The following is a 22,317-nucleotide window of genomic DNA, read 5'->3' as shown; positions in this document are numbered from 1 at the left end:
TCCTCCTATTTTATTTACTATATTTTTCAACAAATTTTTCTATTCGCACGATCGCCTCACGCAGATCTTCAAGTGAAGTTGCATAACTCAAACGAATATGTCCGGGCATCCCAAAGGCCTCCCCTGGAACTACAGCAACAAAGGCCTCGCTCAATAAGGCATCAGCAAAACTTGGTGCATCACTAAATCCCGTTGCTTTTAAAGCCTTTTGAATGTTAGGGAATAGATAAAAGGCACCTTCCGGCTTAGTTGTCAGCTCGAAACCAGGGATCTTCTCCACTAAAGGATAGATCTCATTTAGTCGCATTTCATACGCTTGGCGCATCTCTTCAACACAAGCCTGGTCTTGTTCCAAAGCTGCTAAGGCTGCATATTGGCTGACCGCCGAAAGATTTCCAGTCGCATGCCCGACCACAGTACCTAACTTAGCGATCAATTCTTTCTTCGCCAAAGTATAGCCCACACGCCACCCAGTCATCGAGTACGTTTTAGAAAAACCATTGGTCAATATCGTTTGCTGCTTGATTGCTTCTGAAAGTTCAACTAAAGAAACAAAGCTGTTTCCATTATAAACTAACTTATTATACATGTCATCAGCAATTAACCAGATATTATTTTTTACGGCCCAATTTCCGATCGCTTCTAACTCAGCTCTAGTGTAAATGACACCAGAAGGGTTTTGCGGTGAGTTAATGATCACGGCCTTCGTTTTTTCAGTTCGTTTAGCTTCAAGAGCAGCTACCGTTACCTTTAAGCTCTTAGTTTCAGGCAGTACAAAAACTGGTTTACCTTCAGCTAACTTGACTTGTTCACTATAACTGACCCAATATGGCAAGGGGATCAAGACTTCATCGCCTGGATCAAGGATCGTTTGGCTAATCGCATATAAAGAGAATTTTCCCCCTACTGTAACAGCAACATTTTCAAACGTATAATCAGTGTGATATTGAGCATTAGTTGCTTTAGCAATCGCCTTGCGTAATTCAACGATCCCTAAAGCAGCGGTGTAAAAATCTGATTTCCCCGCTTGGATCGCTTGGATCGCTGCTTTTTTGATATGCTCTGGCGTATTGAAATTAGGCTCACCAACAGTTAAATTTTTGACATCATAGCCGTCTTTTTGTAATTGCTTTGCCTTAGCTGATAAAGCTAAAGTTGCTGAGGGTGAAACATTTTGTACTCTTTTTGATAATTCCATCTTGAATGGCCCCTTTAATTAAATATTTTGGATCGTTTTAACAACTTTTCCTGTTTTAAAATCAAGTATATCATAACAAAGATTACCGTAGGAATTAAGATAACTTATTTCCCAGACTGGTTTATTTTTATGCATCCCTAAAGCAGTATGGGTGATCTTTTTCACGTTCCCAGTTTGCTGAGTGATCTTTTTGGCACTTGCTTCAGAGATCCCTTCGTTTTGCTGGTAAACGTTGATCTTCTTACCATTTTGTGCAACGATGGCATAAATTTTTTGTTTTTTATCATTAGTTCCTGCGACCGTGTAATAAGTATGATTTCGATTGTAGTGATAAAAGGCCGTCTCTTCTTTTAAGCCAGCGTATTGTTGTGCTAATTGCGTTGCTTGCTTTTTGGCATTTCTCATAGGCGAAAGTGCCAAGTTGAAAATGACGAGCACTAATACCAAGACGGTCAAAACTCCGAGATACCACAAACGATACTTTGTTTTCTTTTTGATCCTCGTTGTCCGCTTCATAAATTCCTTCCTCTAGTCAAAAACTGTTTAGTTCAATTATACCAAGTTAGCGCTGTTTGTCATGTAAAAAATCAGCAACTAGTTTCGGGATCTCAGCTGTCAAAACTGGGCGTAATTCTAATTTATCTGGGAAGACTTGCTTAAATTCTTTACCATAACGCTTAGTCAAGATCCTTGAATCTAATAAGACAAAAGCTCCACGATCATTTGGCGTCCGGATCAAGCGACCAAAGCCCTGTTTTAGACGCAAAACTGCTTCAGGTAAAGCTAATGTCGTAAACGGATCATCGCCGACTTGGCGTGCACGCTCATATCGAACTTGATTAAATAAGGTATTAGGTGCTTGAAATGGTAAACGTACGATCACTAAAAGCTCTAATAATTTTTCGGGTAGATCTATCCCTTCAAAAAATGTCCCCGTCGCAAGCAAGATCGCTGTCTGACTTTGATTCAAGGTAAAACGTTTCTTTAACTTTTCGGGACTTCCATTGACACCTTGAGCTAAAACTTCTCTTTCTTTGGTAAGACCTAAGACTGCTAGATACTCATAAGTTCGTTCAAGTTCATCTAATGAATTGAATAAGATCATTGTCTGACATTGATTTTTAGCAGTTAGATCATAAATAGTCTTAGCTAGGTACTTAACATATTCCTCATTTTCAGTCGCACCAACATTAGGCGCGTCCTTTGCGATCAACGCTAAGGTTTTTTGATAGTCAAAATTACCTTGGTAGCTCAATAAACGCGTATCTTTAGGTAGGTCTAATTGTTTTAACGTATAAGCATGAGTCTGCTTTGTAAATAAACCTGCACCTAAAAACAATACATGTTCAAACTTTGGATACACTTTACTTTGTAAGAAGTCAGCTCCATCTAAATAGCTGAAGTGTAAACGTAAATGTGCAGTTTCTTGTTCAGCGATACTCAACCAGATCAATTGCTTAGTTTGGTTAGCTTCAAGATCCGTAAAGGCTAATTTTTGCCAAGGCTCAAAAGCTGTCACTAATTGCGAAGCTAATCTAAAAAAATCCAATAAGTATAACGTCGCCGTTTGATCGATCTGTTCTAAACGGCTGGCTTTGAAAAATACTTTTTGTAGCCACGCAAATTGCTGTAAAAAACCGTCATAGGCGCGAGTTATCTTATTGATCACACCATAATGTTCCTTTAAAAATCCCAAAAACTTCTTTTCAGTTAATGGTTGCTCAGTGATCCCATTTTGTCGGAATCTTAGGAACCTTCGCATAAAAGCAGCCCTTAGATCCCACATATCGTGATCTAACACTTGGAGATCTTTTAAAAGAGCATGGTATTGTTTTTTAGTCAACAGACTTTGCTCGATCAATTGTTCAAATGAAAATGAGATCTGCGACTCCATTTTGACTAACATACTATCACAGAGGATCTTGATCTCATCAAAATCCAAAACTTGCTGAACACTTTTAGCTACTGTAGCTGGGAGATTTTGAGCTTCATCAACGATCAATTCCAAGTCATTGCCCTTAAAATCAGTGGCATGGGTCAATAGATATGCATGATTTGTAATGATAAATGAGGCGTTTTCTTTGGCGATCTCATTTAAGCGTAGATAATCGACGCGATAAAATGGACTGGTTGGCTCTAAACTATCAAAACCAGTATGCTCGATATTAGCAAATAAAGGATCTTGCCGTGTCGTCAATCTAAGCTCATCAAGATCACCGGTCTTGGTCTGTAATAACCAAACGATCAAACGCATCTGTAATAAACGCGAATTTTTATTGTAAGGTTGTTTCAACGAACGCCAAAACTTATCTAGATCGATATAATGACGATTTCCTTTTAAAACAACGACATCAAGATCAAATGGGAAAAGATTTTTCAAGGTCAGATCGATCTCTTCTGCCAGTTGGGCTTGAAGGGCTGTTGTTGCCGTACTGATCACGATACGCTTATCTTGGGTCGAAGCGTATGCGGCCGGCACTAAATACCCCAAAGTCTTTCCCATCCCGGTCGGTGCTTCAAGTAACAAGCGCCGTTCGTTTGGATCATCAAAGAAATCGGCGATCGTAGACATCATTTTGACTTGCTCATCACGCCACTCGATACTTCCTGAAAAGAGTTGTTCTTGTTCTTCTTTAGTCTTAGGAAATGTCAGGGCTATATTATCCCTTGTCTTGAAATTTGGCCTCAAAATAACCAAGTCTTCGATCTGCATCCACTTTTTAGCTAACGGCTGGGCTTTTTTTCTTTGCTTAGCATATGCTTCTTTAAAACACTCTGCTGTATCATAAAGCAACGCACCGCTCAAGTTACATAAAGTTTGTAAGACACTTGATGGTAACAATTCTAAACGTTTCTGCAAAAACAAAAATAACTCTGCTGTAACATAGGTATCACTATCTGCTTGATGCGGGCGTTCATGCTTGATCCCAAGATAGTTACCCAGATCAACTAATCGATATGAAGGTTGCGTCGGCAATAAAATCTGAGCCAACTGCACCGTATCGATCCCCTTTAATTCAAGTTCAGGATAGCCCGCACGCTCAAACTCTGCATTTAAAAAGCGATAATCCTGCATGATATTATGCGCTACAAAAACTGTATCCTGTAACAATGCATAGATCGTATCCGCTACATCACTGAATAATGGTGCTTTGGAAACATCACTGTTCTTGATCCCGGTCAGCTTTTGCACTTCTGGTGGGATCGGACATTGTGGGTCGATCAACGTGCTAAAGGTATCTGAGATTTTTCCATTTTCAATAAAAGTACAACTAAATTGGATAATTCTTCCAGTTCCATCCAATGCAGGGGTCGTCATCTCAAGATCGACTACTGCATAGGTTTTTGATTTAGTCATTTATCATCACCGACTTTAAATAATCTTTCTGACAATAATTCTATCACACTCAGTTTAAAAATAAATAACCAGTGATCAGCTCGTTTTGATCGAACTATCCTTAATTACCGGTCTAAACTTGTCGCCTAAACACTAAACAGGTATAATCTAGTTTGAGACTTATCCATCCTTATTTAGCGGTATGGTATAATTTAGTTTGAAATTACAATGTTTTTCATTGTAAATATTTAGAATAGACACGATAGAAAGGGTGCTCTTTTTGCTTAGCACACAAAAAAAGACCGGCCAAGGTTTTAGTCATGCTAAGATCATTTTGATCGGTGAGCATGCGGTCGTATACGGGCAACCAGCGATCGCTTTACCACTAAAAACACTTAAGACTCATGCTAAGATGACCTTGCGCCAAGATGACCAACAAATACTAGAAAGTAGTTACTATACGGGTCCGATCGCTGAAGTCCCCGAATTTATGCAGGGGATCAAACATTTAGTCATGTATATCTTGACTCAACAAAATAAAGAGATCGGCTTTACGCTTCAGGTAACTAGCCAATTACCGATCGAACGCGGGATGGGCTCATCAGCCTCGGTCGCAGTAGCGATCATCCGCGCGATGTACGATCTATTTTCTCTAGAACTTGATCATCAAACGCTCTTAAAACTTGCTGATGTGGCTGAAAAAGATACACATAAAAATCCAAGTGGCTTAGATGCAGCGACGACCTCTTCGGCCACTCCGATCTGGATGATCCGTGACCAAACGATCGACCCGATCCCACTTGAGCTAGATGCTTATTTGGTGATATGTGATAGTGGTATCAAAGGTCAGACTTCGCAAGCGATCGCAACTGTCAAAGAAAAACTTCAAGCTACACCTACTGCGACTAAAAACACGATCACAGCGATCGGAGCTTTAAGCTGGCAAGCACGCAAGCAATTAGCACAAAATGACGTTTTAGGTCTAGGTCAGACGCTAAATGCAGCCCAAAAATATTTAAGGCAATTAGATGTCAGCGAGCCAACGCTAGATAAATTGATCGAACTAGCTTTGCAAAATGGAGCTTTAGGCGCTAAATTGACTGGTGGTGGCCGTGGAGGTTGTTTTATCTGTCTTGTCAAAGATCAGCGCTCAGCCAAGCAACTCTCCGATCTTTTGCTCGCTAACGGCGCGATCGCAGCTTGGATCGAACCACTCAAAAAATGATCATCAGTTAGAAAGCTAAAAATGTGTGACTGATCATATATAGTTATCAATGTAGCACTATGAAAGGAAAACTATATCGCTTTCTGGTCATTAGACCAACACATTTATATAGGTAATATCAGATGAAAACACCTAAAGTAACTGCTCGTGCACATACAAATATCGCACTTGTTAAATATTGGGGCAAAGCAGATGAGAAACTCATCATCCCGCAAAACAATTCCCTTTCTTTGACGTTGGACCATTTTTACACCGATACGACTGTCCAATTCGATCCAACTTTGACAGCTGACCAGTTCACACTCAACGGTCAAGCCCAAGAAACAACTAAGATCACTAAATTTTTGGACATTATTCGGCAAATGGCTGCTAGCCAACTTTTTGCACGAGTTGAATCGACTAATCACGTCCCGACTATGGCTGGATTAGCCTCTTCTGCGAGTGCTTATGCTGCCTTAGCTTTAGCTGGCAGCAAAGCTTTGGGATTAGATCTTAGCTCTAAAGACTTATCACGCTTAGCTCGCCGTGGTTCTGGTTCTGCTTGTCGCTCGATCTATGGTGGTTTTGTGGAGTGGCAAAAAGGTGATTCTGATCAGACATCATATGCAGTTCCTTTGGTGGAAAATTTAGATTGGGACCTAAAAATGATCGCGATCGTTGTCAACGATAAACAAAAAAAGATCGCTTCACGCGCTGGCATGCAAACTGTTGTCCATACTTCACCTTACTATTCAGCTTGGGTAAAACGTTCAAAAGAAGATCTCTTAGCACTCAAACAAGCGATCGCGGAAAAAGATTTTACACAATTAGGTAAGATCGCAGAAGGTAATGCTATGTGTATGCACGCTTTAAATCTTAGTGCGACACCACACTTTAACTATTTTGAAGCTGAAAGTCTAAAAGCAATGCAACTTGTCGAGCAATTGCGTGATCAAGGGCTAGAGTGTTACTACACGATGGATGCTGGGCCTAACGTCAAGGTCATCTGTCAAGGAAAAGATCTTGAAGCCATCATGGATTCATTAAGTCAAGAATTTTCAAACGAGCAACTTTTAGTCGCCTCAGCTGGTCCTGGCGCAGAGATCTTAGAAATTAAAAATTCGGAAAGGAATTGATTTTTTGCCTACTGTAAAAGCTCCAGGAAAACTCTATATTGCTGGTGAATATGCCGTTGTTGAACCTGGACAGCCGGCTATTTTGATTGCAGTCGATCAATTCGTTTATGCCACGATCAGTCAAGCCAAGCAAGGTCTAGTGTCCTCAAAACAATTGCTAGGTCAAGATATCTCTTGGACACGTAAAAACGATCAACTGCAAACGACCCAAGCGACCTCAAAATTTGCCTATGTCCTCAAGGCCATCGAGCTGACTGAACGCTATGCTAAAGAGCAAAACTGCCAGCTATCGACTTTCAAATTACAACTTGATAGTGATCTAGATAGCCCTGATGGCAAAAAATATGGCCTAGGCTCTTCAGCAGCCGTTACTGTTGCCACAGTCAAAGCACTGGCTGCCTACTACAAATTAGCGCTGACTCCACTTGAGATCTTCAAGCTCGCAGCCAGCGCTCATTATCTCGTTCAAAAAAATGGTTCACTAGGTGATATTGCAGCTAGTAGCTTTGGTGGCTGGATCGCCTATCATTCCTTTGATCGTTCATGGTTGCTCCAAGCATTAAAAGACCATTCCCTGACCGAATTATTAAAGCTCACTTGGCCTAAACTGCAGATCGAACCTCTTAAGGCGCCACCACGATTGCACCTTTTGATCGGTTGGACTGGTTCACCTGCTTCAACTTCCAATCTAGTCAATGAAGTTGCGCTCTCAAAAGAGGAACGCCAACGTAAATATGACTATTTTCTAGAACAAAGTATGCTCTGTATTTCCCAAATGATCGCTGCTTTCAAGCAACAAGATCTGGAAATGATCATGCAACAACTGGCACGTGATCGCGAATTATTGCGCTCACTTGAAACATTTTCCCAAGTGACCATCGAGACCCCTAAATTACATCAGCTGATCACCTTAGCCCAAAAATTTGGTGGTCAAGCTAAAACTTCAGGTGCTGGTGGTGGGGATTGTGGGATCGCTATTTTGGCTAAAGAGCGCCCTTTAAATGAGCTCTTAAGCGCTTGGAGACAAGCTGGGATCACTCCACTTCCCTTTAATATTTACTCTACTTTAGACAGGAGCTGAGCCGATGGATATCCACGCACACCGTAAAGATGAACATGTTTTTATTGCTGAAAAACAATACCGCCCCATTGCTGATAATGGTTTAGATCAAGTCCGCCTCTTACCTGCGACCTTACCAGAGCTTGGACTAGATGAGATAACGCTCACGACTACATTGGCTGGAAAACAGGTAGCTTACCCTTTCTTTATCAATGCAATGACTGGTGGGAGTCCACAAACCGATAAAATAAATGAAAAATTAGCCTATGTTGCAAACAAGACCGGGCTAGCTATGGCAACGGGCTCGCAAAGTGTCGGACTCAAATCCCCTAAATATGCCCAAGGTTTCACAACTTTACGGGCTTTGCTCCCAGAAAATATGGTGATCGGTAATCTTGGAGCTGATCACCCTTTAGAAAATTGTCAAAAAGCGGTCGCCATGCTGTCCGCTGATGCCTTGGAATTACATTTAAATGCGGCCCAGGAATTAGTTATGCCTGAAGGTGACCGTAGATTCTACTGGTTAGAAAATTTAAAGCAGGTCACCCAAAATTTAGCTGTCCCTGTGATCGTTAAGGAAGTTGGCGGTGGGATCTCGCCAATTGCTTTAGCCAAGTTAAAACAATGTCACGTCAAGTATGTCGACCTTTCCGGAAAAGGTGGGACTAATTTTATTGCGATCGAAAATGAACGCCGTAAACGAAAAGAATATCACTTTTTGACCGATCTTGGTTTGACGACAGCTGAGGTCTTACTAGCAGCTCAGCCCTATAAAGCTGATTTTTCTTTTACAGCTTCTGGTGGGATCAGAAATGCATTAGATATCGCCAAATGTATTGCACTAGGAGCAGATAATGTGGGGATCTCAGGCTTATTTTTACACACCCTCTTAAAAGAAGGCACTACCGGTTTGATCGCATTGATCGAAGACCTCAAACAACAATTGGCGCAGATCATGCTATTAGTAGGCTGTAAAAATATTACTGAATTACAACAAGCGCCTTACGTTTTATCAGCTGAATTACTGGCTTTCAGATCACAACTTTAAAGTAATTACCGTTCCTTTAAATGGAGCGGTTTTTTTATATTTTAAAGAGTTACTTTTAATTCTGACAAAAAAAGAATATAATTGGCACTAACTTATATTTAGAAGGTGAGCTTATGCATTTTGCAACAACATTCAAACCACAAAACTACGATCTTTATTTTGACTTAGATCGCCAACAAAAACATTTCTTTGGTAAAACAACGATCACTGGTTTGGCCTTAACTGAGACCGTTTGGCTTCATCAAAAAAAACTTCAGATCACTGAAGTCTTGGTCAATGGGCAACCTCACGCCTTTGACCTTGATGAAACAAAAGATGCCCTTTACCTAGAACTTGGCTTTACTGGAAAAGTCACTTTAGAAATTACATATACTGCAAAGTTAACTGATACAATGATGGGGATCTACCCTTCTTACTACGAGCTAGCAGGGCAAAAAAAGCAATTGATCGGGACGCAATTTGAAACTGATGCAGCCCGAGAAGCCTTTGTCTGCGTCGATGAACCTGACGCCAAAGCGACTTTTGATCTGGCTATAAAATTCGATGAACAGCCAGGTGAACAAGTCTTAAGCAATATGCCAGAAAAAAGTGTTAGCGCTGGGGTCCATTATTTTGAAACGACTCCTAAAATGTCAACTTACCTTGTCTGCTTTGTTTTAGGGGAACTGCAAAGCAAAACCACTACGACTGCTTCTGGGATCAAAGTAGGTGTGTTTTCAACTAAAGCTCACCAGCCAAAAGAATTAGATTTTGCTTTAGATATTGCCAAACGTGCCCTTGATTTCTTTGAAGACTATTACCAAACGCCTTATCCGCTCCCACATTCTTGGCAAGTGGCTTTGCCAGATTTTTCAGCCGGTGCGATGGAAAATTGGGGGATCATTACTTATCGAGAAGCCTATCTTTTGCTAGACCCTGACAATACGACTTTAGAGACCAAACAAAGAGTCGCGACTGTGATCGCACATGAATTGGCACATCAATGGTTTGGCGATCTAGTAACGATGAAATGGTGGGATGATCTGTGGTTAAATGAAAGCTTTGCCAATATGATGGAGTATGTTTGCATCGATGCGCTAGAACCAAACTGGAAGATCTGGCAAACTTTTCAAAGTACTGAAGTCCCATTAGCTTTGAACCGGGATGCTTTAGCTGGAGTCCAGTCCATCTATACGCCAGTCGAAGATCCGGCCGAGATCGATGCACTCTTTGATAGTGCGATCGTTTATGCTAAAGGCGCCCGCATGCTTGTTATGGTCCGTGCCTTGATCGGTGATACTGCCTTACGCCTAGGCTTAAAACAATATTTTGCCAGTCATGCCTATGGTAACGCCACTGGGGCTGATCTTTGGCAAGCTTTAACGCAAAAAACAGAGCTTGATCTTCCAAAAATAATGTCTACTTGGCTCAATTGCTCTGGTTATCCGGTAGTTAGTGTTAAAAAAATAGGAAATGATCTTTTACTCGAACAGCGGCAATTCTTTACTGATCCTAGTGTAACATCCGACCAACTATGGCCGATCCCCTTGATGAGTAATTACCCTGAATTACCCGCTTTAATGACTCAAAAACGTTTGATCCTCAAAGACTATACTAGTCTAAGACAAAAACATGGCTCTGCTTTACAATTAAATGTGAACAATAACGCACATTTTATCGTTGATTACAGTCCTGAGCTCTTAGGTGATCTTCTAAAAAAATCACCCCAAACGGATACACTCACACGTTTTAGTTTACTGCAAGCTCTAGTTTTATTGGCTCAAGCTCAAGTTATTTCATTGCCCCAAGTCCTTGAATTAGCGGCTAACTTCAAAAATGATCATAGCCAATTAGTTACACGAGCTTTACTGCAATTATTAGATCTCTTAAAACTCTTTGTTGGCTCAGACACTACTGCACATGATGATCTGTGTACTTTAGTGGTCAGTTTTACAAGTATTTTAAAGGCCAGCCTTAGCCAAGAACCAGCTAGTTTTTCCCAGCTAGACCAAGAATTGATACAACCACTACTTTTAAAGACTGAACTTTACGCTAAAGTCAAACAGGTCGTAGATGAACAATTATATTTCCCTCCAACTAAGACTGATTGGGCTAAACTACCAGCTGAGATCCGAGGCGTGGCACTTAAAAATATGCTAGTAAATCATAATTCAGATGCTTGTTTCACTGAATTTTTCAAGGAATACCAACAAAGTGTCGATCCTAGCTATAAGGTAGATCTCAGACAAGCTTTGACTAGCTCACCTAAAGTAGCGCAATTGACCGAATTATTAGCTAACTTCAAAGATCCGGCTGTCATCAAGCCCCAAGATCTCAGAGCTTGGCTAGAAGAGATCTTAGCCAATCCGGTCGGGCAAAAACTGGCTTGGGCTTGGCTCAAACAAAATTGGACTTGGTTAGAAGAAACTGTAGGTGGAGACATGGAATTTACTACCTATATCACCGTGATCGGTAAAACGCTCAGCTCACCCGAACTTTATGCCGACTTCAACACTTTCTTTGAACCTAAATTAGCCGAACCTGGTTTAGCTCGCGAGATCAACTTAGCTAAACATGCGATCTTTGCCCGAGTAAACTTACTTAAGGTGCAACAGTCAAATGTAGCGCAAGCACTCAGTTCACTAGCTTGGTATCAAAAACACTCATAAACAGACAAAATCTTCACAAATAATATAAACGACCAGGCCCCCACGATGTAGATCCATCATGGAGGCCTGGTCGTTTATATAGCACAGATCGTATCGTCTCATGCATTATTTTTTAGTAGATAACAACTGGTTCACTTTGACTCAAATTATTGAAAACATTAGCCGCTTCACTTGGTTTCATATTGACACATCCTAAAGAACCTTCTTCAAGATAAGCTGTGTTTGACCAATTTTTCCGCCAATCTGCATCATGAAAACCACAACCGTCTAAAGTAAATGGCACCCAATATTCTACTGGACTAGCATAAGCTGACCCATCAGCTCTTGATCCCCGTAAGGTCGTCTTTGTTTGTTTATACATAACATAAAAGACTCCCTTAGGTGTATCATTATGTGTACTTTGGGTCCCCGTCACAACATCGATGGAAGCGACTTGTTGACCATCACGATAAGCCCACAAATGTTGTTTTTCGATCGAAACTTCAACATAAGTGTTACCGATCCCACCATTAGTTGTTGTATCGTAGCCTGTGCCACGTGTGTCATAGCCTTCACCGTAGATATCATGCTTGGCATCAACTTTTGTTTCACCATTTTCCAAAGCTTTTGTCAAAGTCTTTTCAGCTTTATCAGCACTGATCGCCCAGCCATAGGTCCCAGCCGGAACGCTTATCTCATTTCCTTCACTTGTCTTAAAAGCTAAGCTCTTATTTAAGGTGGCTTGTTTTTGATTGATCTCGACCACCTTATTCTTTAACGCTTGCGTATCAAATTGATATTTCCCAGCTTGATACCGAGCTGAAGTTAAAATATCCGCTGTCGTTAACTCATATTCTGTTTTTTGTACCGTGTACGTGATCTTTTTACCGGTCAATTCTTTTAGTTTCTTTTCCTCTTGTTTAACAATTGCACTGTTTTCTTTGACTGGCTTTAAGTATTTAGCTGTCAGATAGATATCTTTATTGCCTTCTTTTTGGCTGAACTCTTTTAAGATCGCTGAAACATCGTATTTGTTTCCTGTTTGTTCTTTGACGACCTTGACTTCATCTCCTTCTAAGATCGCATAAGCATCAACTGGTGCTTTTCGTGACTGATCAGCCTCATTTAGTTTTGCTTCTACATTTGCTTTTAGCGAAGCCACTTTTTTACCATCAACTTTAGCTGGGGTCAAAGTATAATTGATCTTTTTGTCATTTGGTAAAGTCGTGGCTTGTTTTTTCAAGATAGCTTCAAATTTTGCTAGATCTTTTGAACTAAATTCTGATTCGGTCGGCTCTGCCGTATAGATCAATTGCTTGTTAAGATAGACCTTCTTTTCAACTTTAGCTGCAGCTAGCTTTTCTTGTGCCTCTTTAGCGTTCAAGCCACCAACATTGATCCCATTGATCGTAACATTTTCATTGAAATGGGTCCGCTGTTGATAGATAAAATAAGCACCACCAATAAAAGCTAACATCGCAATTCCAACATAGAGTATAACTTTGGTTTTGTATTTCATATCGCACCTCTAATTGAATTATTACAATTATGTTACAACATTTTACAAAAAAATACAATTATTATTTAGGTTTTGCACAATCAAATTATTTCCTCACGTATTTAAACTTTTTTAAGTTATGTTATAATTTAGCCTATGACAAGTAAGGATCAGGTGAATATTTTATGGAAACAAATAGTCTGTTGACATTCAATCGTAGTATCGGTAAACAAAAGCGGTTATCAAAAGCAGCTGAGTCTAGTTGTCCTTTTTGTGACGTTGGACATTTAACTGATATTTACGATCAACAAGGTGAGATGATTTTTTTAAAAAATAAATATCCTACACTCGAAAAGACCGATCAATTCGTTTTGATCGAATCTGCTAAACACGATGGTAATATCTCTAATTATGAGCCTGAAGAATGGCAAAATATTCTAGCTTATGCGATCAAACAGTGGAAAGTATTTTATAATGATCCTAAATATAAAAGTGTTTTGCTGTATAAAAACTATGGTAAACTTTCTGGCGGTTCACTTTCACACCCGCACATGCAGATCGTTGGACTTTTAGAGGCCGATGGTTACCGTGAGATCGCTCCAGCTTACTTTAGTGGTGATACGGTCGCAACTAAAGCTGGGGCAACGCTTAACATCTCCGATCACCCCATCATGGGCTTCTTGGAATTTAACATCAGTTTTGATGAAAAAAGTATCACACCGGCAGCTGACTATATCAAAGAAGTCGTTTCATATTTACTCGCTGACTTTAATGATGGACGTTGTAAAGCTTATAACCTCTTTTTTTATAAATTGACCGATAAACTCTACTGTAAAGTAGTTCCACGTTTTATCGTATCACCGTATTTCGTAGGTTATTTTATCAGTCAAAAATTCGATGCTGAGTTTACCGCTGAAGTTATAAAAGACCTCAAAGAAAAATATCTAAACTAGCAAAAATGAGGGACCTATCACGATGTGTTTGCATCCTGATAGGTCCCTCATTATTTATACAGCATTGACTACAGTGTCTTATTCAAAACTAAAACGTAAGCCTTTAGGGAAGAAGTTTTTGACCGTACCATTGACGACTTTACCAAATGCAAAGGGTTTATCATCACAGATCAATAAATACCACCCATTCTTATGGGGCGTGGTCACAGTCACTGTATTACCTGCCACATATTGTTGCCATTGTTCATAGGTCAACGCTAATTTTTGATCTGTTTCCGTTGCACTTAAGGATAAAGCCAGTGTATAGCTAGGTTCAAAACGCTTTTTCTTAAAGATGCCAAGCAATAACCCCGGACGCATAAACTTTAAGCGTGATATGTCAGGCCAATTTTTATTGTAATAATAAAGATGGTCGCCGTAGCATTGCAATTCAGTTACTTTGAAGAGATCTTGCTTTAAGAAATTAGCTGAAAATTCTTTCCATAAAGCAACTTGCTCTTGGGTCAAGCTTGCTTTATTTTGCTTTTTACGCTTATTTTTCTTAGTTTTTACAACCTGTACTGGTCGCGTATCACGTAATTTAGCGATAAAATGCCCCTCACCTTTAAAGTGATGTGGCATCAAGCGAATGGTCCCTGTTAGTGTGGGCTCATCATTGCCCCAAGCTGGGATCCCACTGTCCATGCCAGTATACTTTTGTAAAGGCACGATCTCAAAGTAAGGATATTCTTGTAATAACCAGCTGATGATCTGTTCGTCTTCTTCAGGCGCAAATGTACAAGTCGAGTAGATCAATTCACCACCAACCGCTAACATTTTTACCGCTTCAGTTAAGATCTCACGCTGACGCTTAGCACATTGCGCTGGATAATTTGCATGCCAATATGTGATCGCATGTGGATCTTTGCGAAACATTCCTTCACCTGAGCAAGGCGCATCAACTACGATCTTATCAAAATAGGCTTTAAAGTTTTGAGCCAAGGTAGCTGGATCTTCATTTAAGACGATCGAATTTCGTGCCCCAGTCCGTTCCATATTCTCAGCTAAGATCAAAGCCCGTTTTTTATTGATCTCATTTGAAACTAATAGACCTTGATTTGCCATCTTTTCAATGATCTGCGTCGATTTTCCCCCAGGTGCAGCACAAAGGTCTAAGATCTTCTCGCCTGGCTTAGCTTTGACCACCTCACCGACATACATTGCACTTAGATCTTGACTATATATATACCCTGCTTGATGTTCCAACGTCTTTCCACTAACTTCGCCTACATAACCGGTCGCAACATATTCAACCGGTTCGTCCAGTGAATTAGTAACTTTTTTATAGTTATCTTTTAACGGATTAAGTCGAAAGCCCTTTTGTACTTCGCCAGATAAACTTTCAAAGAAGGCTGGGGCTTGGGCACCCAACAGAGCTTGATATTTTTTCTTAAAATCTTCTGGTAACTTCACTTCTTAAAAAACCTCTTCTGCTATATAACATAGCTTTTCATTATTTGTAACTTATTTTGGATTAAATCCTCACTCTTTTTTCAACCTTGAAACGATCAATAGGTAAAATAGCAGACTACTTCCCAGATAGATCGAACCTATCGTCAGTAACAGATAAGTATACGTCGTCATTTGGAAAACAAACATCCCTGCCATGCCCCCAATGAGCGTACCTAGTCCCACCCAGAGCGAATATGTGCGCCATTCTTCAAAAGCAAATTTAGCAGGATCAGCTTGCAAAAATACAGCTTCGTTATAGCGGCGTCGTGATGATATCAACCAAACAGCCATTTGCGCTAGAAAACCGACCGCTGCCGCAAATAATCCTAGAACTTGCGCCCAATGTGAGACTAACCACGATTCATCTGAAATGATGAAATTCTTTTTGACTAATCTAGTAGCTGATAATAAGCCAAGCTCTTTTTTTAAGACTTTAGCATCGATCGGGGTCAAACTATCCAAAACGATTCGATAATCATTTGTCTGTGCTGTGGCCAATTTCTGGGTCGAAGCTGCAATAAATATCTGATCATCTAGATCTGAGTGATAGTTGTCGCCCATCACACCGATCACAGGCAAATAATTACCATCTAGTTTCAAATATGCCTGATCTTTAGGTTCATACAGTTTTTTTTCATAATTTTTTCCAACGACTGCCAATGGAACATCCGATTCAAAGTCAGCACTTGAAAAGAAATGCCCCGAAAGTAATGGTGGTTGCGTATAATCGCCCTTACCGTAAAAATAAGTCACATTACGCTGATCTTTAGCTTGGTAATGGAGCTGGACATCAGTTAATTTATCATTGTCCTTTATCTTTTGATCAAGTTCTGCCAGTGAGATATCTTGCTTGAGCGTGATCTTATACGCATCTAAAGAGAGGTTGTTATTATTCAATTGAATGATCAAGTCACGTTCTTGGATCTTAAAAAATAGATAGACACAAAAAAATGAGATCAAGGCAATATACAACACAACAACGATTTTTCTTTTTAACACAAAAACGCCTCCGTTAGTGGATCCCTAGCGCCATCTTAGCATAACTAGTCATACGGTCCATTGTCCAGGCTGGTTCCCAAACAAATTCGACTTCGACCTTTTTAACTTCAGCGATTCCATCCAGCGAACGTTCGACCATATCAGCCAATAAATTCGTCAAGGGGCAGCCCATCGTAGTCAAAGTCATCTGAACGATACATAGGCCATCTTCTTTTAGATCGACGGAATAGATCAAGCCTAAGTTGACGATATCCACCCCTAATTCCGGATCGATCACCGTTTCAAGGGCATCTAAAATATCTTTTTTGATCAATTCACTATCTCGTGGTTCCATCATCGAATTCCTCCAAAATACTCTTCAAATTTTTCTGCCATCTCGACCGCAGTTGCATAATTTACCTTATGCCCTTGTCCTGTGGTCGTTGTAAATGATGTATTTCTAGCATAATCTTTCCCTTGGATACTGTCAAAAAATGCTTTATCTGGCGCATATGGTACCATTTGATCAGCAGTATCATGCCAAAAATGTACTGGTCGCCCCGCGATCCGTTCAGGATGCTTTGATAGGTCGATCAGCTCAAGTTGAGCTAATTGCTGATCGACAAAACTAGCTGGAATATCTGCTAAGCCTGGTAACTCTTCCAGTAACTGACGGGCAAACGCCGTCGGACAAGGTGAGCCCATCAAACTTACACCTGCTTTGATCCAATCATACACGGTCAATAAAGCACAGGTCGTGATCGCTCCCATCGAAAGTCCACTGACACCAACTAGATCATCTTTGATCCCGCTCGTTTGGCGATAATAATTTACCAAAAGTGGTAGCTCTTTGACCGAACTAGCTACGATCTGCCAAAATTCTTGGCGATGTCTAATAACAGGTCCGCTTTGTCTTTGACCATGAAACTTAGCATCTGGTAAGACCACTCTAAAGCCACGTTTAGCTAATTCGTAACCTTCTGTTAAGACTCGTTCTTTGCAACCAGTCCAACCGTGATAAAAAACGATCAGCGGTAATTTTTGAGTGCGATATTTTTTAGCTACGACTTCTAAAACAGGTAAACCCTCGATTTTTTTTGTGATGATCTCGATCATCATAATCCCCCCTTCTTGATCTTTCCCTTAAAATTATACACTATTATCTTCAAAATGATTGCAAAATTAGTTCCTTATCCGTTGTTTTTTATTTAAGTTTGTGATAACTTTAAGCAGATATACTACAAATTTTTAAGGATTGATTCTATGGAACAAAAACTGATCGCGATCGATCTTGATGGCACGACATTAAATGAAAATAGTCAAATAACACCTAAAACTAAAGAAGTTTTAACCAAAGCTACAGCAGCAGGACATCTCGTTTCGATCGTAACTGGACGCCCTAATCGGATCTCAGAAAACTATTATGATTTTTTAGGCCTTAAATCACCAATGATCAACTTTAATGGTGCCGTGGGCCATATTCCCCATCAAACTTGGGATAAAGAATATGCTTTGACCTTTAACCGTAATATCGCTTTTGAGATCTTAGCTGCTAAAGAGCAACTTGGGATCAAAGTTGTTGCGGCTGAAGGTAAAAATATGGCCTTAGCTGATGTTCCCAATACCGTGATCGATGATTTCTTTCCAGTAACGTTAAAAGCTAATGAAGTCTTAAATAAGATAAACTTACAAGAAAATCCATCAGCAATGACGATGTTAGTTGATAAGCTTCAATTGCCTAAAACGGTCTCTGCTCTAGAAGAAAATTTTGGTGACAAGATCAACGTTGGCGTTTGGGGCGGTCCTAACCCGATCCTAGAACTATCACCTAAGGGCGTCAATAAAGCTCATGGGGTCAAATTCTTAGCCGATACCTTTAAGATCGACCGTAAAAACATTCTGGCCTTTGGCGATGAACATAATGATGCTGAAATGATCGATTATGCTGGCTGGGGCGTAGTTATGCAAAATGGGACAGATAAACTCAAAGCATTGGCTAACGATATTACGCCTTTGACCAATAAAGAAGATGGCTTAGCACATTACTTAGAAGAATATTTAAAGTTAGCTTAGAATAAATAAAAGTCGAGACCGAGATCTCGACTTTTATTTTAGTTTTCGTCGCTCTTTAACACACCGCCAACAGCGTAACGATCTTTTTGCATTTCATTTAATACAACGTGAACGTGTTCAGCTGGAGCACCAGTGTTTTCAACCACTGCCTTAGTTACGTCTTTAACTAAGTTTTTAAGTTGTTCTTGGCTACGACCTTCGATAAGTTCGATATGAACTAATGGCATTATTGTCATCTCCTTTTTGTTAATACGTTAATTATGACAAAGTTTTGGTACAAGTGCAATTGTTTTTAGTTCTGTCAGTCTGCTAAAATAAAACTAATCACCTGATGAAAGGACGTCTCTTTATGACACTTTATAAAAGTTTCGAATTTTCCGCTTGCACTAGCATCTTAGTCGGAAAAAAAGCGATGGCTGATGGTTCGACTGTGATCGGACGCAATGAAGATGCCAAAAGTGCTTGGCCTAAACACATGGTCATCCATCCCCATCAAGAATTTGATGCGCCACAAGAATTTATCTCAAAAGATAACGGCTTTAAAATGCCACTACCACAAGTTCGGTTCAAATACAGTGCCACACCAGAGTGGACAGACGAATTTGGCTTATTTGAAGAAGATGGGATCAATGAATACGGAGTAGCCATGAGTGCCACCGAAAGTGCCTATGCCAACGAACGCGTTTTAGGCTTCGATCCACTTGTCAAAGATGGGATCGGCGAAGAGGCCATGGTCACGGTCGTTTTGCCATATGTTAAAACAGCCCGCGAAGGTGTAAAACGCCTGGGACAGATCATTGAAAAATACGGTACTTGCGAGTCTAACGGGATCTTATTTGCTGATCAAGAAGAAGTTTGGTATTTAGAAACCGGTTCAGGTCACCACTTTGTTGCGCAAAGGATCCCCGATGATTGTTATGCTGTAGTGGCTAACCAACTAGCGATCCAAGAGATCGATTTTAACGATCCGGCTAACTTTATCTTTTCAACTGGGATCCAAGAATTTGTAGCCACTAACCATTTAAATCCTGATCCAACATGCTTTAATTTCCGCAATATTTTTGGAACACACGAATTGTCCGATGAGATCTACAGTACTCCACGGGTCTGGGATGGCCAACGTTACCTAACACCTAGTGTCAAACAAGATCCAATGAGCGAAGAATTACCATTTATTCAAAGGGCTGACCGCTTATTGTATATGGATGATCTAAAATATGTCTTAGGCGCACATTTCCAAAATACACCTTACGATCCACTAGGCAAGGCTCCAGAAAAAAACAAATTTAGACCGATCAGCTTAGCTAAAACACAAGAATCACACTTGCTCCAACTTCGCCCAAACTTACCAGTTGAGATCGCTGGTCTTCACTGGGTCGCAATGGGGGTTACTGCACAAAGTGTTTTTGTCCCCGTCTATGCAGGTAGCACTGAGGTCCACCCCGCTTACAAAGTCGGACAAAAGACGTATTCGAGCGACTCAGCTTACTGGGTCTATAAATTGCTTGGCGTCTTAGTCGATCCTCACTATGCACAATTTGGACCAAAAGTTTTGGATCTAAAAAAAGAACTTGCTATCAAATTCACCCAGATCATTAAACAAACAGATAAAAAAGCGTTGACGGTAAATGATCCGCTTGCTTTAAGTGAATTATTAACTAAAGCATCCCTTGAGATGCAGGCATTAGGCTTAAGCGAAACGCAGAAACTGACCGCTGAACTGATCACTGAAGCAACAGATCTTTCACCACTGAACTTCAAGACTGACGCTAATTTATAAAATATAGTTTTTTTACTTTTTGAATCAAATAAGATCCCCGGCAGAAGTTATCTACCAACTTCTACCGGGGATCTTTATATGCTTAAATATCTTTTACTTTATTAGTCAATAAATTTTACAGCAGTACCGTATGCAGCCACTGATTGCATATCTGCACTGATCGAGCCCGAATCAAAGCGCATCATGACAACAGCATCAGCTCCCATAGCTTTGGCTTCTTGTTTTAAACGCTCAATAGCTTCGTGACGGGAATTATTTAACATCTTCGTGTATCCCTTGATCTCCCCACCAACGATGCTCTTTAGACCTGCACCAAAATCACTGGCAATATTGCGCGATTGGGTCGTCACCCCAAATGCTGTACCAAGCACTTCATATTGTTTGCCTGGAATATGTTCTGTTGTTACAACTAACATTTACTACACCCTTTCTTATGAAAAACTAACTGCCTTAGTCAAGGGTTCGACCCCCTCTAATGTCTTTTCACCATAGCTCAAACATTGAGCCGGTGCGATCACATGCACGACCTCTTTTAATTCGCTCTCACTTTGATCTGCCGCGATCACATCTATGTCTTTAATACTATCCTTATTATAGACGACCGTAGCTTGCTTAGTCATTTCCGCTTGCATTATGAATTTTTCTGGCTTTTCCTCGGCTAATTTTAAATTAGTTGGCGTTATAGCTGTAAAATCATCAAATGGAAATAATAATTTAGCTAAAATAGCAAGATCTGGTGCAAGCAATAAAGTTCTGCCTGCTTGTTTAGCTATTTCTTGATATTCTAAGATCTCTTCTGGGGCTAATTTTGATAATTTTAAAGCTGGCAAGTCTGTCGGGGACAGATTTGTTAAGAAACGTTTGAACTTTTTAGTGTTTGATACAAAAACTTCACTGGTCTGTAAAGCTGCACTATCTAATAACAACAGATCTAACTTAGCCGTCTGAAAAGCTTTTTTCCATTTTTTGATCCGTTTTTTATGTGCCCCACGTGTAATAAATCGACCCGTATAGCCAAGTGCTTTGCCTTCATGTTCAAGTAATAAACTGACTGCTCCATTCAAACCATCATCACTTGGAAACGCCGTGACCCAAAGATCTGATATCTGAACGGGATAATTATAGGGATAGCACTTTATTTTTCTAAAATTCAAAGGTCTGATGAAACCTGCTTGAACTAATTTTTGCAGCTGTTTAAGTAACATCTGTGGTAAATAAACAAGATTTTTACGCCGCTTATCGGCTAAGATCTGCAAAAGATCAGTCGATAAATGCGTAAACAAGTAAATATCGCCCGTTGTAAAAGCCACTTTTTCTTTCGGATCAAGTATGATCGTTTGCTTAGACTCAAGACAGATACTACCTTCATTTTTAATGGTCAAGGACATATTATCACCTGGCCTTTCTTAAATTTTCTAACTAATTCAATTATAAGCGAAACATGTAAATAATTCTATCTTCATACAGCTAACTTTTTGTAAGCATATATGTTGTAAACAATTAGCAAGTGGTAGATAATATATACATCAGTTAAAGGAGGTATTTTAAAATGAAGTTAACCATTACAGATGAAGCAGCTAATAAATTGCGTCCATTTTTTGAAGATCAAAATGCCCTTGTTCTACTCGATTTTGATGATGGCGTTGGTCCTTTTTCCAAAGTAGGTGTATGTTCTTTAAACCAAGCCTTTCAATTAGTGATCGTTGATAAAACTGAAGACATCCACGATTATAACGAGAAAATAACGACTGAGCTTGGTGATGTATACTACAAAGGCTACTCTGACATATACTTAGATCAAGTCATGGAGCTCAAATTAAATCCACAAAATATGACTTTGCGACTTGTAGGTAACAGTTCAGGGGAATTGACCCCAGTATTGAATGTTATCGATCTACGCAAAAATAGTTAAGTCTAATAAAATAGCCTAGGAT

The 22,317-nt window shown here is 40.0% G+C and carries 20 protein-coding genes; 9 read left to right on the top strand and 11 right to left on the bottom strand.

Annotated elements, in window-relative coordinates:
• Window positions 1-10 precede the first annotated feature (10 nt).
• The 3 genes from LMU01S_RS00975 to LMU01S_RS00965 are packed head-to-tail and all read right to left on the bottom strand — an operon-like array spanning window position 11 to window position 4,556.
• Window positions 11-1,198, bottom strand: a complete 1,188-nt coding sequence (locus tag LMU01S_RS00975; RefSeq protein ID WP_056960376.1) for a pyridoxal phosphate-dependent aminotransferase — start codon at window positions 1,196-1,198, stop codon at window positions 11-13.
• Between the two features lie 18 nt (window positions 1,199-1,216).
• Window positions 1,217-1,714 (bottom strand): cell wall elongation regulator TseB-like domain-containing protein, encoded by a 498-nt coding sequence (locus LMU01S_RS00970; RefSeq protein ID WP_056960374.1) that lies wholly within the window; start codon window positions 1,712-1,714, stop codon window positions 1,217-1,219.
• Window positions 1,715-1,760: 46 nt separating this feature from the next.
• Complete coding sequence (locus LMU01S_RS00965; RefSeq protein WP_056960373.1) at window positions 1,761-4,556, bottom strand: helicase C-terminal domain-containing protein; 2,796 nt, start codon at window positions 4,554-4,556, stop codon at window positions 1,761-1,763.
• Between the two features lie 259 nt (window positions 4,557-4,815).
• On the opposite strand from LMU01S_RS00965, the gene mvk reads away from it, so the two are divergent.
• The 5 genes from mvk (at window position 4,816) to LMU01S_RS00940 (ending at window position 11,631) form a co-directional block, all read left to right on the top strand.
• Window positions 4,816-5,760 carry a mevalonate kinase gene (gene mvk / locus LMU01S_RS00960; RefSeq protein WP_056960372.1) on the top strand — a complete coding sequence of 315 codons (945 nt, stop codon included), beginning with the start codon at window positions 4,816-4,818 and terminating at the stop codon, window positions 5,758-5,760.
• Between the two features lie 122 nt (window positions 5,761-5,882).
• On the top strand, window positions 5,883-6,875 hold the full coding sequence (gene mvaD / locus LMU01S_RS00955; RefSeq protein ID WP_056960371.1) for a diphosphomevalonate decarboxylase: 993 nt from the start codon (window positions 5,883-5,885) through the stop codon (window positions 6,873-6,875).
• A 4-nt stretch (window positions 6,876-6,879) separates the two neighbouring features.
• Complete coding sequence (locus tag LMU01S_RS00950) at window positions 6,880-7,956, top strand: phosphomevalonate kinase (protein ID WP_056960369.1); 1,077 nt, start codon at window positions 6,880-6,882, stop codon at window positions 7,954-7,956.
• 4 nt (window positions 7,957-7,960) lie between these two features.
• On the top strand, window positions 7,961-8,983 hold the full coding sequence (gene fni / locus LMU01S_RS00945) for a type 2 isopentenyl-diphosphate Delta-isomerase (RefSeq protein WP_056960367.1): 1,023 nt from the start codon (window positions 7,961-7,963) through the stop codon (window positions 8,981-8,983).
• Between the two features lie 113 nt (window positions 8,984-9,096).
• A complete protein-coding gene (locus LMU01S_RS00940) occupies window positions 9,097-11,631 on the top strand; it encodes a M1 family metallopeptidase (protein WP_056960365.1) in 2,535 nt (844 codons plus the stop codon).
• A gap of 112 nt (window positions 11,632-11,743) precedes the next feature.
• Here the strand turns inward: LMU01S_RS00940 and LMU01S_RS00935 are convergent, their stop codons facing one another.
• Window positions 11,744-13,129, bottom strand: coding sequence for a L,D-transpeptidase family protein (locus tag LMU01S_RS00935; protein WP_056960363.1), 1,386 nt, complete (start codon window positions 13,127-13,129; stop codon window positions 11,744-11,746).
• A gap of 164 nt (window positions 13,130-13,293) precedes the next feature.
• Here LMU01S_RS00935 and LMU01S_RS00930 point away from each other — a divergent pair, with 164 nt between their 5' ends.
• Window positions 13,294-14,061 (top strand): DUF4931 domain-containing protein, encoded by a 768-nt coding sequence (locus LMU01S_RS00930; RefSeq protein WP_056960361.1) that lies wholly within the window; start codon window positions 13,294-13,296, stop codon window positions 14,059-14,061.
• Window positions 14,062-14,139: 78 nt separating this feature from the next.
• On the opposite strand, the gene LMU01S_RS00925 is transcribed toward LMU01S_RS00930, so the two are convergent.
• The 4 genes from LMU01S_RS00925 to LMU01S_RS00910 form a co-directional block, all read right to left on the bottom strand.
• Window positions 14,140-15,513, bottom strand: a complete 1,374-nt coding sequence (locus tag LMU01S_RS00925) for an RsmB/NOP family class I SAM-dependent RNA methyltransferase (RefSeq protein WP_056960358.1) — start codon at window positions 15,511-15,513, stop codon at window positions 14,140-14,142.
• A gap of 69 nt (window positions 15,514-15,582) precedes the next feature.
• The gene (locus tag LMU01S_RS00920) at window positions 15,583-16,551 is read right to left on the bottom strand and encodes an ABC transporter permease (RefSeq protein WP_056960356.1); all 969 of its coding nucleotides are present in this window, start codon (window positions 16,549-16,551) and stop codon (window positions 15,583-15,585) included.
• A gap of 13 nt (window positions 16,552-16,564) precedes the next feature.
• Window positions 16,565-16,885: a metal-sulfur cluster assembly factor gene (locus tag LMU01S_RS00915; protein WP_056960354.1), complete on the bottom strand. Its 321-nt coding sequence runs from the start codon at window positions 16,883-16,885 to the stop codon at window positions 16,565-16,567.
• Window positions 16,885-17,646, bottom strand: a complete 762-nt coding sequence (locus LMU01S_RS00910; RefSeq protein ID WP_056960582.1) for a dienelactone hydrolase family protein — start codon at window positions 17,644-17,646, stop codon at window positions 16,885-16,887. Before LMU01S_RS00910 ends, LMU01S_RS00915 begins: the two co-directional genes overlap by 1 nt.
• Before the next feature lie 147 nt (window positions 17,647-17,793).
• On the opposite strand from LMU01S_RS00910, the gene LMU01S_RS00905 reads away from it, so the two are divergent.
• Entirely contained in the window at window positions 17,794-18,603 is an 810-nt protein-coding gene (locus tag LMU01S_RS00905; RefSeq protein ID WP_056960352.1) for a Cof-type HAD-IIB family hydrolase, read from the top strand.
• A gap of 38 nt (window positions 18,604-18,641) precedes the next feature.
• Here LMU01S_RS00905 and thmT read toward each other — a convergent pair whose 3' ends face one another.
• The gene (gene thmT / locus LMU01S_RS00900) at window positions 18,642-18,830 is read right to left on the bottom strand and encodes a 2-hydroxymuconate tautomerase (RefSeq protein ID WP_004047673.1); all 189 of its coding nucleotides are present in this window, start codon (window positions 18,828-18,830) and stop codon (window positions 18,642-18,644) included.
• Window positions 18,831-18,952: 122 nt separating this feature from the next.
• Between thmT and LMU01S_RS00895 the strand changes: the two genes are divergently transcribed.
• A complete protein-coding gene (locus LMU01S_RS00895; RefSeq protein WP_056960351.1) occupies window positions 18,953-20,383 on the top strand; it encodes a C69 family dipeptidase in 1,431 nt (476 codons plus the stop codon).
• A 101-nt stretch (window positions 20,384-20,484) separates the two neighbouring features.
• Here LMU01S_RS00895 and LMU01S_RS00890 read toward each other — a convergent pair whose 3' ends face one another.
• Together LMU01S_RS00890 and LMU01S_RS00885 are read right to left on the bottom strand one after the other, a co-directional pair.
• Window positions 20,485-20,799 carry a heavy metal-binding domain-containing protein gene (locus tag LMU01S_RS00890; protein ID WP_004047669.1) on the bottom strand — a complete coding sequence of 105 codons (315 nt, stop codon included), beginning with the start codon at window positions 20,797-20,799 and terminating at the stop codon, window positions 20,485-20,487.
• Window positions 20,800-20,814: 15 nt separating this feature from the next.
• The gene (locus LMU01S_RS00885) at window positions 20,815-21,771 is read right to left on the bottom strand and encodes an MBL fold metallo-hydrolase (protein ID WP_056960348.1); all 957 of its coding nucleotides are present in this window, start codon (window positions 21,769-21,771) and stop codon (window positions 20,815-20,817) included.
• Window positions 21,772-21,932: 161 nt separating this feature from the next.
• Here LMU01S_RS00885 and LMU01S_RS00880 point away from each other — a divergent pair, with 161 nt between their 5' ends.
• Complete coding sequence (locus tag LMU01S_RS00880; RefSeq protein ID WP_056960346.1) at window positions 21,933-22,295, top strand: iron-sulfur cluster biosynthesis family protein; 363 nt, start codon at window positions 21,933-21,935, stop codon at window positions 22,293-22,295.
• The last annotated feature ends 22 nt before the right edge of the window (window positions 22,296-22,317 follow it).

The organism is Ligilactobacillus murinus DSM 20452 = NBRC 14221 (assembly GCF_001591685.1).
Classification (GTDB): domain Bacteria; phylum Bacillota; class Bacilli; order Lactobacillales; family Lactobacillaceae; genus Ligilactobacillus; species Ligilactobacillus murinus.
Note: the sequence above shows the minus strand (reverse complement) of the source record. Positions and strands in the feature narration are given on the sequence as shown.

Excerpts from the sequence above, each read along its gene's own strand:
- LMU01S_RS00975 (WP_056960376.1), bottom strand. The coding sequence starts at position 1,198 with ATGGAATTATCAAAAAGAGTACAAAATGTTTCACCCTCAGCAACTTTA.
- LMU01S_RS00970 (WP_056960374.1), bottom strand. The coding sequence starts at position 1,714 with ATGAAGCGGACAACGAGGATCAAAAAGAAAACAAAGTATCGTTTGTGG.
- LMU01S_RS00965 (WP_056960373.1), bottom strand. The coding sequence starts at position 4,556 with ATGACTAAATCAAAAACCTATGCAGTAGTCGATCTTGAGATGACGACC.
- mvaD (WP_056960371.1), top strand. The coding sequence starts at position 5,883 with ATGAAAACACCTAAAGTAACTGCTCGTGCACATACAAATATCGCACTT.
- fni (WP_056960367.1), top strand. The coding sequence starts at position 7,961 with ATGGATATCCACGCACACCGTAAAGATGAACATGTTTTTATTGCTGAA.
- LMU01S_RS00940 (WP_056960365.1), top strand. The coding sequence starts at position 9,097 with ATGCATTTTGCAACAACATTCAAACCACAAAACTACGATCTTTATTTT.
- LMU01S_RS00935 (WP_056960363.1), bottom strand. The coding sequence starts at position 13,129 with ATGAAATACAAAACCAAAGTTATACTCTATGTTGGAATTGCGATGTTA.
- LMU01S_RS00930 (WP_056960361.1), top strand. The coding sequence starts at position 13,294 with ATGGAAACAAATAGTCTGTTGACATTCAATCGTAGTATCGGTAAACAA.
- LMU01S_RS00915 (WP_056960354.1), bottom strand. The coding sequence starts at position 16,885 with ATGGAACCACGAGATAGTGAATTGATCAAAAAAGATATTTTAGATGCC.
- LMU01S_RS00910 (WP_056960582.1), bottom strand. The coding sequence starts at position 17,646 with ATGATCGAGATCATCACAAAAAAAATCGAGGGTTTACCTGTTTTAGAA.
- LMU01S_RS00905 (WP_056960352.1), top strand. The coding sequence starts at position 17,794 with ATGGAACAAAAACTGATCGCGATCGATCTTGATGGCACGACATTAAAT.
- thmT (WP_004047673.1), bottom strand. The coding sequence starts at position 18,830 with ATGCCATTAGTTCATATCGAACTTATCGAAGGTCGTAGCCAAGAACAA.
- LMU01S_RS00895 (WP_056960351.1), top strand. The coding sequence starts at position 18,953 with ATGACACTTTATAAAAGTTTCGAATTTTCCGCTTGCACTAGCATCTTA.
- LMU01S_RS00890 (WP_004047669.1), bottom strand. The coding sequence starts at position 20,799 with ATGTTAGTTGTAACAACAGAACATATTCCAGGCAAACAATATGAAGTG.
- LMU01S_RS00885 (WP_056960348.1), bottom strand. The coding sequence starts at position 21,771 with ATGTCCTTGACCATTAAAAATGAAGGTAGTATCTGTCTTGAGTCTAAG.
- LMU01S_RS00880 (WP_056960346.1), top strand. The coding sequence starts at position 21,933 with ATGAAGTTAACCATTACAGATGAAGCAGCTAATAAATTGCGTCCATTT.